Below are 11,601 nucleotides of genomic sequence, written 5' to 3'. Positions count from 1 at the left end.
ACTGCCTGATCCAATAATCCCCCGGGGTTAGAACGCAAATCGAGAATATAGCCTAAGGGTGCGCCTTTATTCTGTTTTTCAATATCGGCGATGGCCTTGGTGACATCTGCCCCAACATTATGCGAGAAAGAACTGACTGTAATCACCCCGATATGATTGGTCACTGCCCATTTTACGGACTGAACCTGAATAATTTCGCGGGTCAAAGTGACATCAAATTCTTTGTCACGACCGGGGCGAACGACGGTTAATTTGACCGATGTTCCGGGTTTTCCTCGCATTTTAGAAACCGAGTCATCAATATTGGAGCCATAAATAAACTGGCCATCAATATGGGTAATATAATCGCCCGCTTTTAAACCAGCACGCCATGACGGGGTATCTTTCATCGGGCTGATGACTTTTAAAATACCATCCTGCGCCATCACGGTTAGCCCTAAACCACCATAATTCCCATCGGCTTGGGTTTTGATATTCGCGAATTGATGGGCATTCATATAAGAACTATGGGGGTCAAGATTGGACAGCATCCCGTCAATCGCCCCTTGGATCAATTTTTGGTCATCAACCTTATCGACATAGCTGCTTTTGACCTGTTCAAAGACTCTCATAAACTGGTCAAGCTGATGATAGGTATCTTTATTCTGGCTATCGACCGCTGCCATGGAAGAGGTGAGCGCCGGAATCAACATACCCGTGCTGGCCAAAGCCATGAGAAGGGGAAGCCGTAATTTCTTTATTTTCATCAGTCTTTACTTTGTCCATCCATGGCAGGCATTGCAGAATATCGCCCATTTTTGTCGTTAAAATCTGGCTGATTGTTTCGTCAGCTTAAACGGCATTTCGTAAAAAGGGGGTAAATTCGGGTTGATGACAAGGCCTTTATTATGGCATTTTTTCTTTTATATTATTTTCTTGTGCAGGCTCGCCCAAAAAATTGCAAGTCGGTCGGTTATTTTGTCTGATGGCTTCCTTGATATCAGGCCATAAAGCCACAGTCTCGTCATGATGCCTTATCTGAAAGCCAATTTCCGATGGATGACCTGCGGTATAACCGACAAGTTGCCTTGCTTCGATAGGCTGATTTGTTTTTACGGCACTTTTATCAAGACCAGTTAACAAAGATATATAGCCGTCTTTATGTCTGATAATGACGACTTGCTTATAACTCCTGAAATCTCCGGCATAAAGAACAATACCCGATTGCGGCGCATATATTTCGGCATTTTTGTCGACGACAAGATAAAGCGCTTCTGCATCGCTATTCGGGCTAATCCAACCATTAACTGGCATATGCCAATCAGCAAGCGGGAAGGGGCAAAAATTTTTAGGCGGGAGCGCTTTTCTTCTCTTTCCGCCATTTTCTTTTAATGTCTGTTCGGCTGCAATAGCCGCATCTTCCTGATACATCGCTTGAGATAGCCAGGTTTCCGCCTGTTCTTGACCATTATGGGCAAGGGCGAGGAAATATTGCCGTTTTTCTTCCAAGCTATTTTGATCTTTTTTGATACGATCAATAACCTGCTTTTGCTGTTGATACAGGCTGTTAATGACAGCAATCCGTTTTACGACGCTTATCGATTTTTGTTGAATAACAGGGCGGGATGCCGCGATAATTTCCCGTAAATGGACAATATCGGCGATATTATCTGGCTGAATAAAAATCATAAGAAAGGGATAGCGCGCCATTCTTTCCAAGGCCGCTGCCAATTTCGTTAAAGGCGTTCGCTGTCTAGCCAGTTCTGACTGCTGTGCTTGGCGTTGGGTTTCTATTTTGGAGAGAACCGTTTTTTCTCTATCAATCTGTTTTTGAAGTCTTTGGATATCGGCAGCAAAAGGCAGCGCCTTTAATAGAAAATTTTGGGATTCTTTTTTGGCTAAAACGGCTTCTTCTTTTAAAAGCCCCGCCTGTTTTCGGGCATTCAATAACGCTCGATAGGATGAAATGCCGGTGTCAGTGGTCTCGATAACAGCCGCACCGGCTTTTCCTATATTCAGGTCAAAACAACCTAACCAAAGGCAAAAAGCCAAAAAATATCGGCTGTTTCGGTTGTTACGACCTGCCTCTGACATTATCCTTCACGATGGTAAGGATGACCGGACAAAATCGCACTAGCGCGCCATAATTGCTCAGCCAACATCGCCCGCGCCAACATGTGAGGCCATGTCGCCGCGCCAAAGGCAAAATACATATCGGCGGCTGCGCGCTCTTCGTCACGTAAACCATCGGCAGCTCCAATCAGAAAACGAATTTCCGATCGGCCTTCCTCTTGCCAATGGCCTATTTTCTGGGCGAATTCCATCGACCGCCAAGTTTTTCCCTTTTCATCCATTGCCACCGTTATTGAATGGGGCGGTGCAGGAGGTAAGGGCGCATTACTCGCACGATCAGGCAATTCAGTGATCCGGTAAGGCCATGAAAGCCGCTTCATATAGCGTTCTACCAGTTCGCCTTCCGGCGATCGGCCAATGCGTCCTCTGGCAATGATATGAATTTTCATGGCCTTCTTTTCTGACCACAGGTTAATAGGGATATTGTCACAATTTTTTAAAAGATAATTTTAAAATATCATTATGACAAAACAGATTGTGAAACTGGCTGGTCTGATTCATCACCAAAGCCCCACATTCTTTCGAGGTTATAAAAACTGCGGACTTCAGGACGGAAGAGATGGATAATAATATCTCCGGCATCCAACAAGACCCAGTCAGCCGCAGGCAAACCTTCTATCTTGGAAACATAGCCGGTAGCGGCTTTAATGCGGTCAGCCAATTTCTGAGCCATCGCCGTTACCTGACGGGATGACCGTCCGCTGGCTATTACCATATAATCGGCAATGCTGGATTTTCCAGCCAAAGGAATCGTAACGATTTCCAAGGCCTGATCATCATCCAATGAATCAGTAACCAGTTTTAATAACATTTCCGGATCAAAAGACGTTTGATTTTTTCGGGGAGAAGAAGGGGCAGGCAATTTACCTCCTAGCTGATGGGTCGCCCTGTAACGGCATCTCGTAAGGCTTTGCCTGAGTAAGCTGCATACCAGTCAGGACGGATTGCCCGCGTGGCTGTTGCAGAAGAAGGGTCAGGACGAAAGCGCAATAAGACAAGTGCCGGCGGCCTCCAATCAGTCCAATAACGTGAACGGCATGCGGGTCGGACAAATCGCCGCAGCCAGCCCATCGCCCTCACGGCGTGAACTCTGTTATCATAACTCGGACGGGCAATGACCGCAATCACAACCATGCGTGCAATCTCTTGCCAGTTTTTCCATTTTTGAAATTGCTTTAAATTATCCATCCCCATCAGCCAGATAAAACGGCGATTAGGATAGCGATGGATCAATCGCCGCAGAGTATCGACGGTAAAACGACAGTTCAACTCACGCTCAATCGCGGTCACTCTGATCGGACTGCGACGGGCGATATGATGGGCAGAGGCAAAACGATGCGGCAGAGAAGCCATATCAGAAGTATGCGATTTTAACGGGTTACCGGGCGAAACCATCCACCATATTTCATCAAGAGCCAAAGATTTTTTAGCCCAGAGCGAAATATAGCGATGGCCTTTATGTGCTGGATTAAAAGATCCGCCCAGTAAACCGGTTAATTTTTTCATCGAGGCAAAAGCCCGTTTTCACGAATTGAACAATAAAGACCTAATCAAAGCCGTATCTTATGCCACAGGCCGAATTTGACCTGTCCCGCGTACCTGCCATTTATAGCTGGTCAAACCTTCAAGGGCGACAGGGCCTCTTGCATGGATACGTCCGGTGGCAATACCGATTTCGGCACCCAAACCAAACTCGCCCCCATCGGCAAACTGGGTCGAGGCATTCCACATCACAATAGCGGAATCGACACTAGATAGAAATTTTTCTGCTACCTCGCGATTTTCGGTCAAAATGGCATCCGTATGACTGGAACTATAACGGGCGATATGGGACAAGGCCTCATCCATATTATCGACAAAGCGGACTGATAAAATGGCATCCTGATATTCGGTGCCCCAATCTTCTTCTGAAACGGCTTTGGCTTCAGGGTCAATTTTTTGGATTTCTTCTGTCCCGCGAATTTCACAACCAGCCTTATGAAGGGCTTGAAGCAGTGATTTTACCTTTTCGACCGGATAATCGCGATCAATCAATACCGTTTCGGTTGCGCCACAAATGCCTGTGCGCCTCATTTTGGCATTGACGATCACTTTTTCGACTTTTTCAGGATCGGCTTCTTTATGAACATAACTATGATTGATGCCGTCCAAATGCGCCAAGACCGGCACACGCGCATCTTGCTGCACACGGGCGACCAAGGATTTTCCACCGCGCGGAATAACGAGATCAATCAAGCCGCTTGCTGTTAACATCGCCCCGACCAAGGCTCTATCCGTTGTCGATACCAGTTGAATCGCCTCTTCTGGTAATCCGGTTTTTTTCAAGCCTTCACGCATGGTTTGATAAAGCGCTTTGTTGCTATGGATTGCCTCGGAACCACCGCGCAAAATTGCGGCATTACCAGACATTAAAGTCAGAGCGGCGGCATCAATCGTCACATTAGGGCGACTTTCATAAATGATACCAATAACGCCAATAGGAACCCGAATACGGGTTAATTCCAGCCCGTTAGGGCGCATCCGTTTATCAATAATCTGACCCACCGGATCTTCCAGATGGGCAATAACTTCTAAAGCCAAAGCTATATTCTCAAGCCTTGCTTCGGTCAGACGCAAGCGATCAATCATCGCAGAGGAAGATTGATTACTTTCGGCTGTTGCCACATCTTGGGCATTCGCTGCCAAAATATCCACCGAATGACGGCGAATAGCATCGGCAGTCGCGATCAAAGCCTCGGCTTTTTGCGCAGTCGGAGCCTGCGCTAAAATCTGACTGGCAAGGCGTGCTTTTTTCGCCATGCCTTCCATCATTTCTGTCGGGGTGGCTTGATCTATCTTATTGCCAGTCATTGTATCACTTCCGCCAAGGTCTTTATCAGACTTCAATTTATTTAAAAAATTCAGGAATGCTTTGAGGATTCATTACAAGGATAACGCTTGTTCATCCCCTGAATATAGGCTTCATTCACCGAAATATGATCTCTATCTTCTTTCGGGATTGCCTTCATGAAAGCCATGAAATCTTTGTCTTTGATAGAAATATCAGTCGATGGGGGGCAGGCTGGCTTCGGGCTATGTTTAAGCTGCGCCTTCCATGCGTCATCAGCCGCTTCCCCGACATGACTCAGTAAATCAAAATCAGGGGACAGCAGGGCAAAAGGCCCTTTTTCTTTCAGATGTTTGGCTTTGTTTAAAAATTGCTGGACGCTCATCACAGAGGATGCCGCGACATTAGGCACATCGGCGGCGACCAAAGACGACGACGACAACATTGCCGCCATCACGGGCAAGGAAAAAATCAAGCGCATAGTTCATCTTCTATAGAATAAAATGGGCAAAAAGGGATGTGAAAAATAGTTTTTTGCAAAAAAGCCTGCTTCTTTTAAGGGAAGCAGGCTTTCTCATTGGTGAAAATTTTAAAGAGGCTATTTCGGTTAAGCGCCCTGCGGTGCTGCATTACCCCAGCCATTGAAAGGCGGGCTTTTCGGGACACCTGACGCGCCACCAGAAAGCGGGATTGTTACCTGCGGTTTGACCTCAATCGTCGTGATCTTCTCACCGGCGATAGCACGCTTGGCTTCTTCACCGCTCAAGGTCTCGTATTCAATCAGCGCGTTGGCTAAACGATGCAGCTCATCAATATGCTCGGTCAAGACCTGACGGGCGCGGCTTTCGCCTTCTTCTACCAAGACTCTGACTTCCTGATCGATAATTTTGGCAGTTTCTTCCGAAATATTCTGAGAGCGTGAAACGCTGTGACCCAAAAAGACTTCATCCTGATTTTCGCGATAACGCAACCAGCCCAGTTTGGGCGACATACCATATTCGGTCACCATTGCCCGTGCCATATCGGTGGCTTGCTGAATATCATTGGAAGCACCGGTATTCAGTGAATCTTCACCATAAACAAGCTGTTCGGCAATTCGACCACCAAAGCACAAAGCCAATCTGGCTTTCATCTGTTTGATGTTGATCGAAAGCTGATCGCGTTCCGGCAAATTCCAAGTCACACCCAAAGCCCGACCGCGCGGAATAACGGTGACTTTATGCAGTGGGTCACATCCCGAAATATGCAAAGAGACCAAAGCATGTCCGGCTTCGTGATAGGCGGTTGACCGTTTTTCTTCTTCGGTCATGATGACAGAGCGACGTTCTGCCCCCATCATGACTTTATCTTTGGCTTCTTCAAATTCGCTCATCGCGACCAAACGCTTACCCTTACGGGCAGCCAACAAAGCCGCTTCATTGACGATATTGGCAAGATCGGCACCAGAAAAGCCGGGCGTGCCTCGGGCAATCGTTCTAACGTCAACATCCGGTGCCAAAGGCGTTTTTTTCATATGCACCTGAAGAATTTTCAGGCGACCTTCGATATCGGGACGCGGAACAATAACCTGTCTGTCGAAACGACCGGGGCGCAACAAAGCCGGATCAAGCACATCGGGGCGGTTCGTTGCCGCCAAGATAATGATTCCTTCATTGGCTTCGAAACCATCCATTTCAACCAAAAGCTGGTTCAAAGTCTGTTCTCGTTCGTCATTACCGTTACCCAGACCGGCACCGCGATGCCGTCCGACTGCATCAATTTCATCAATGAAGATGATGCAAGGGGCATTTTTTTTAGCCTGTTCGAACATGTCACGGACACGGCTGGCACCGACACCGACAAACATTTCAACAAAGTCAGAACCAGAAATCGAGAAGAAAGGCACGCCGGCTTCACCCGCAATCGCACGGGCAAGCAAGGTCTTACCCGTTCCCGGAGGGCCTACCAGCAAAGCGCCTTTTGGAATTTTGCCACCCAAACGAGAAAAACGGGTCGGGTCTTTCAGAAAATCGACGATTTCTTCCAGTTCTTCGCGGGCTTCTTCAATACCGGCAATATCTTTGAAAGTGACGCGGCCTTGTTTTTCAGTCAGCAAGCGCGCGCGGGATTTTCCGAATCCCATGGCGCCACCGCCGCCATTTTTTTGCATCTGGCGAACAAAAAGAAAGCCCAAACCGACAAACAGAATGAAAGGCAACAGAAATTGCGACAATAAAATCTGCCAAAAGCTAACAGTATCTTCCGGCAAGGCTCTGAAAGTGACATTTTTGCTTTGCAAGCGCTGAACCAGCAAAGGATCACTCGGTGCCACCGTTTTGAAGGCGGCGTTATCGGTAAAATGACCGCTTAATTCATCATGTCCGATCGTAACGTCTTTTACGCCATTATTATCAACCCGATTCAGAAATTCTGAATAGGCGACACTGGTCGTATTATGGTCACGTCCACCATTGCCATCAAAAAAAGTGACCGCCAAAGTCATCGCAGCGATGATGCCGCCTCCAATAAGAAGCGTTTTCATCCAGTTATTAGCCTGCGGGTCTTGGGGGGTCTTATTATTGTCGTTCATAGCCATATAGTATATTAAGCCTTTCATCGGACATCTGTCCGGCAGGGAAGCTCCCTGTTTAAAGGATCATACAACAGCGCTTTTTAATAAAGACTGAAGACGACCGGCGCCTCTAATATCCTCAACATAAGCGTTGTTGCGCTGATAACAATGACCCAAATTTCAATCTTATGTTATAAAACGGCTTTTTTGCGCGGTGGTGCCCTATAAAAACGCCAATATTCTCCCCCTTGGCCAATAACATCAACCAGCATCACTTTTTTACCCTGCTGTAAAGAGCGGATAAAACGTGACAAAGCAGAGCCTCTTAATGTCGTCTTTCCTGTTATTCTTTCCATAGCGCGCAACACCAAACGCCGCAGAATTTCGATCGGTAGCTCGGTTGGATCAAGATAAAGGACTTCACCTTTCTTTCGGATACGGGCGGCGGCCTCTTTGGCGGTTATCCATTCAATGGCTTCTTCCGATTGCTGACAATAACGTGCCGCTTCGGCAATATGTTGGCGATTGATCCAAGGCGAGGCTTTCAACAATCTTCTAAAATGGGTGCGGTCATAATGCGGATTGTCATTGGACGGATCGCTGACAAAGGTAAAACCGGCCTTTTCAACAATCTCTGCCAATGCGGATCGGGTAAATCCCAATAATGGCCGTAACAGGCGTAATTTTTGTCCCTCTGCCGTGATAACAACGTCAGGCCGGATCGCCGCTAATCCGTTAAGACCGCTGCCTCTCGCTGCCCTCATCAGAAAAGTTTCGGCCTGATCGTCGGCATGATGGGCGGTCATCAAAGCACCGACATTTTTTTCTCTTGCCCATTCTGCCATCAAAGCATAGCGCCGGATACGGGCAGCAGCTTGCATCCCTTCGCCGTTGGCTTCGACCTTGGTTGTCAATATTTGATGGGGAACGCCAATTTGTTGGCAAATTTGGGCAACAAAACGGGCTTCTTCAGCCGCTTCTGGGCGCATCCCGTGATCGACTGTGACCGCCTCTACTGGAAAATCGCTTAACGCCCCCAAAAGTAACAGAGCAAGGCTATCACTGCCACCAGATACTGCAATGCCTAGCTTTCCAGATAAAGGCGAAGATAAAATTCCCTTGATGGCTTCGTTAAAAAGACGAAGCTCAGGCAACAAGAGACTTCTTAATTCACCTTTCACCAGAAACTCCCGAAATCAAAATAGCGTTTTATTCCCTAGCCGAAAAAGGAAAGCCTTAGCGGCATTTGGCCTGTGCCTGCGCTTTCTCAATGCGGTCTTTCAATGAATCGTTGACCTTGTTGCCATAGACATCCAACAATTCAGCATAAACCTTACAAGCATCTTTCGGTCTTGCCGGTTTTAAAGCCATCAGAGATTGCCCCAAAAAATACAGGCTGTCTGGGGCACGTGCGCCTTGGGGAATCGATTGATAATTGGAATAAAATGTTTCTGCGGCCTGTGCCGGTTCTCCTGAATCAAGATAGGCGCGGCCTAATAAATTGCGGGCATAACTAGCGCGAGAATGGCTCGGATATTTGGAAATAAAGGATTTTAAAACCGTTTCCGCTTCGGGATAGCGTTTATCATTCCATAATTTATATCCGGCCAAATAAACCTGTTCGGCTGGGTCGCTATTCGGTTCGGCATTTTCGCTAATCAAGGCTGTAACAGATTTCGGGGCGGCAGCTTTGTCAGGCGTGGCTTTTGATAGCGGTGCCGCTGTTGCAACGGCGGTTTTCTTGTCAGACGACGGGACATCTTTGGTAACAGTCGGCTTCTCTGCGGCGACCTCTTTCGGGGGAAGGGGCTTGGCAGTCTTGGCATTTGCCGAAGCTGGGGAGGTTGCTGCCTGACCCATATTGACTGGATCGGTGTCACCCGTCACGCCCGCTTCTGCCGGTGAGGTTAGACGGGATTGCATTTCGGTTTTGAAATTTTCGAATTGCTGTTCCATCTGGCGCAGGCGGTGGCTGTTTTCTTCGGATTGCGCCGTCAACTGGGTCATGGATTGTTCCAGTGAATCTATCCGCGCGCCTAATTCCGTTGTTACCGAGGTATTTTCTGTCGGCTGCGGCTGAACAGAGGCCACAGGGGCAGCCACTTCCGGCGCTACAATCTCATGGCTTTTACCATCGGGAAAAATTTTCCGCTGAACAGCCCGCATTTGCCGTTGCAGTTGTTCAATCTGTTGGCTTTGGTTATCTGCGGCGGCCGCCAAAAGCGGAGCGGTTATAAAGCTGGAAGACAGACAGATAAGAAGCAGTTTACGGTGTAATTTCATTTTTAATTCCATGCTATCCATGCGTAAAACCGCTTAGTTGCGGACATATCTTAACGGAATAATGGGCAAAGCACAGCCTGTTTAGATGAGTGGTGATGAACATTCCATAAAAAGACATCACCTGACCCTTGAAGAAAACAAAAGCACCAAGCCGAAACGGCGTCAATATCTGGGGCTTGTCCGTATTCTTTGCCGTAATAATTTTTTATAAGTCATCATTATTGGAAAGTGCTGGAGAAGAAGGTGCTTTTGATACCGCAACTGTCGGCTTTGAAACATTAGAAGCCTTCATCAACAGGTTACTTTCCAAAAGGCTGAAATCTTTTACATGTCTTTTCGGTAAGAGGGAGGCCGGCAGGGCTTTGTTCGCAACCGTAATAGTCAATAATTCAGGATGACGGGTTTCAAGCATCGGATTTTTGAGCGTCTCCGGCACGGAAACATGTTCACCAGCTTCAAGTGTTTTTTCAATGAAAACTGATTCCGCTTTGCCATCATAAATCTGTATTTTGACGGGTTTTATAGCCGTCAGCATAACTTTACTGGGAAGATCGGTGCTGGCGGCAATAGCTTGGCTCTGTTTGATTTCGGCTATATTGCCAGAGGTCGAGTTACTGTCAGTATCGATATTACCAAGACTGGATGATGGGTTCTGGCTGTAAAGGGACGCATCGACATGATGGCGGTTCCAAATAATGCCGCCGATGATAATCACGACTGCTGCAATCAAACAGGGGATAATCAGACGTAATGGCGGCACACGGGTAGGGTCGGCAGGAGCATAAGGCTCAATCATCGGTTGTTGACGGGTCGCTTCGCCCATTGTTTCCCGAAAACGGGCAGCCATTTCGGTACCATCCAAATCCAATAGCTGGGCATATGATTTAACAAAACCAGCACTATAGGTCGTGGCAGGTAAACCTTCGGTCGAATTGGCTTCAATCGATTTTAAATGGCGAATAGGAATGCGGGTTTGTCGGGACACTTCTTCTAAGGTCATTTTTTTGGCGTGGCGGGCTTTTTTTAAAATATCCCCGATATTTTCATCCGCCGCTTTTGGATGAATGGCCTGCTGGTTATCCGCTTTATCATTATAGTCTTCGCCCTTCATTAAACTCCCCGATCTCCTAATCTTGGTTCACTTTTATACCGAATACGTAATCAGTTGGCCTTAAACTAGCGAAATGAAAAGTAATATTAAATGAACCAAAAATTAAATCTATTTTAAACCATGATGAAGGCATGGTTTCTGGTTAAAAATATGGCTTCTTTTTAATAAAAAAGGCAGATAATTATGGCTATCGACGGTTTGATTTCTGCCAGTTTTGTATCGTTTCCATCGCCTTGGCCATGTGGTTTGCCGGATCAGACGACACATAGGTTAATAATATTCGCCGATCGGGTGCGATAACATAAGTCGTATTCTGCATGGGTGAAAGCGGATAGTTAATCGCATATAATTTGGCGACTGATCGATCCGCTATCGCTATGGGCAATGGAACGCGGCAATTTTTCAAAACAGCAGGCGATTGGTCGCTAAGAGAAAAGGCAATTAAAAAAGCCCCCTGCGCTCGCAATTTGGGCGCTGACTTTACCAAAATCTGGGAATCCTCCCGACAACCGAGATCAGATCCCGCCGCTGAAAAATAGAGAATGACAGGCGTATTTTTCAAAGCCTGATCCAGACTGAAATGAAAAGGCAGCCCCATCATCATACCTGACGCCTCAAAGGGAGGTGCGTGGAATCCCATAGAAAGCGTGGCATGGGCTGCTATTCCTTGCGTCATGAAAAACAGACCGCAAAGAATAGAGGTAGCTAAATGAGATG

12 protein-coding genes are annotated in these 11,601 nt (G+C 47.1%); all 12 read right to left on the bottom strand.

Features of this window, described 5'->3' with window-relative positions:
* Positions 1-746: S41 family peptidase (locus LDL18_RS07205; protein WP_296508222.1), on the bottom strand; the 746-nt coding region annotated here is incomplete at its 3' end.
* A gap of 139 nt (positions 747-885) precedes the next feature.
* Complete coding sequence (locus LDL18_RS07200; protein ID WP_296508219.1) at positions 886-2,073, bottom strand: peptidoglycan DD-metalloendopeptidase family protein; 1,188 nt, start codon at positions 2,071-2,073, stop codon at positions 886-888.
* Positions 2,073-2,501 carry a 23S rRNA (pseudouridine(1915)-N(3))-methyltransferase RlmH gene (locus LDL18_RS07195; RefSeq protein ID WP_296508217.1) on the bottom strand — a complete coding sequence of 143 codons (429 nt, stop codon included), beginning with the start codon at positions 2,499-2,501 and terminating at the stop codon, positions 2,073-2,075. The genes LDL18_RS07200 and LDL18_RS07195 overlap by 1 nt, the downstream gene beginning before the upstream one ends.
* 71 nt (positions 2,502-2,572) lie before the next feature.
* The gene (gene rsfS, locus LDL18_RS07190) at positions 2,573-2,974 is read right to left on the bottom strand and encodes a ribosome silencing factor (protein WP_014849276.1); all 402 of its coding nucleotides are present in this window, start codon (positions 2,972-2,974) and stop codon (positions 2,573-2,575) included.
* Positions 2,975-2,982: 8 nt separating this feature from the next.
* On the bottom strand, positions 2,983-3,618 hold the full coding sequence (locus LDL18_RS07185; RefSeq protein WP_296508214.1) for a nicotinate-nucleotide adenylyltransferase: 636 nt from the start codon (positions 3,616-3,618) through the stop codon (positions 2,983-2,985).
* Between the two features lie 57 nt (positions 3,619-3,675).
* A complete protein-coding gene (locus tag LDL18_RS07180; RefSeq protein ID WP_296508212.1) occupies positions 3,676-4,962 on the bottom strand; it encodes a glutamate-5-semialdehyde dehydrogenase in 1,287 nt (428 codons plus the stop codon).
* A gap of 50 nt (positions 4,963-5,012) precedes the next feature.
* Positions 5,013-5,420, bottom strand: a complete 408-nt coding sequence (locus tag LDL18_RS07175; RefSeq protein ID WP_296508210.1) for a hypothetical protein — start codon at positions 5,418-5,420, stop codon at positions 5,013-5,015.
* A 126-nt stretch (positions 5,421-5,546) separates the two neighbouring features.
* Positions 5,547-7,535, bottom strand: a complete 1,989-nt coding sequence (gene ftsH, locus LDL18_RS07170) for an ATP-dependent zinc metalloprotease FtsH (RefSeq protein WP_296508208.1) — start codon at positions 7,533-7,535, stop codon at positions 5,547-5,549.
* A gap of 146 nt (positions 7,536-7,681) precedes the next feature.
* A complete protein-coding gene (tilS, locus tag LDL18_RS07165) occupies positions 7,682-8,644 on the bottom strand; it encodes a tRNA lysidine(34) synthetase TilS (protein WP_296508206.1) in 963 nt (320 codons plus the stop codon).
* A gap of 82 nt (positions 8,645-8,726) precedes the next feature.
* Positions 8,727-9,794, bottom strand: a complete 1,068-nt coding sequence (locus LDL18_RS07160) for a tetratricopeptide repeat protein (RefSeq protein WP_296508204.1) — start codon at positions 9,792-9,794, stop codon at positions 8,727-8,729.
* A 184-nt stretch (positions 9,795-9,978) separates the two neighbouring features.
* Positions 9,979-10,884, bottom strand: coding sequence for a helix-turn-helix transcriptional regulator (locus LDL18_RS07155; protein WP_296508202.1), 906 nt, complete (start codon positions 10,882-10,884; stop codon positions 9,979-9,981).
* Positions 10,885-11,071: 187 nt separating this feature from the next.
* Entirely contained in the window at positions 11,072-11,569 is a 498-nt protein-coding gene (locus tag LDL18_RS07150; RefSeq protein WP_296508225.1) for a redoxin domain-containing protein, read from the bottom strand.
* Between the last annotated feature and the right edge of the window lie 32 nt (positions 11,570-11,601).

This window comes from Zymomonas sp., assembly GCF_020216885.1.
Taxonomy (GTDB): Bacteria; Pseudomonadota; Alphaproteobacteria; order Sphingomonadales; family Sphingomonadaceae; genus Zymomonas.
The sequence above is the reverse complement of the archived record's forward strand: the minus strand, read 5'-3'. Positions and strand labels throughout refer to the sequence as shown.

What these genes read in the sequence shown, in the direction of transcription:
- LDL18_RS07160 (WP_296508204.1), bottom strand. Translation starts at nt 9,794, where the DNA reads ATGGATAGCATGGAATTAAAAATGAAATTACACCGTAAACTGCTTCTT.
- LDL18_RS07185 (WP_296508214.1), bottom strand. Translation starts at nt 3,618, where the DNA reads ATGAAAAAATTAACCGGTTTACTGGGCGGATCTTTTAATCCAGCACAT.
- LDL18_RS07200 (WP_296508219.1), bottom strand. Translation starts at nt 2,073, where the DNA reads ATGTCAGAGGCAGGTCGTAACAACCGAAACAGCCGATATTTTTTGGCT.
- LDL18_RS07155 (WP_296508202.1), bottom strand. Translation starts at nt 10,884, where the DNA reads ATGAAGGGCGAAGACTATAATGATAAAGCGGATAACCAGCAGGCCATT.
- LDL18_RS07175 (WP_296508210.1), bottom strand. Translation starts at nt 5,420, where the DNA reads ATGCGCTTGATTTTTTCCTTGCCCGTGATGGCGGCAATGTTGTCGTCG.
- LDL18_RS07180 (WP_296508212.1), bottom strand. Translation starts at nt 4,962, where the DNA reads ATGACTGGCAATAAGATAGATCAAGCCACCCCGACAGAAATGATGGAA.
- LDL18_RS07195 (WP_296508217.1), bottom strand. Translation starts at nt 2,501, where the DNA reads ATGAAAATTCATATCATTGCCAGAGGACGCATTGGCCGATCGCCGGAA.
- ftsH (WP_296508208.1), bottom strand. Translation starts at nt 7,535, where the DNA reads ATGAAAGGCTTAATATACTATATGGCTATGAACGACAATAATAAGACC.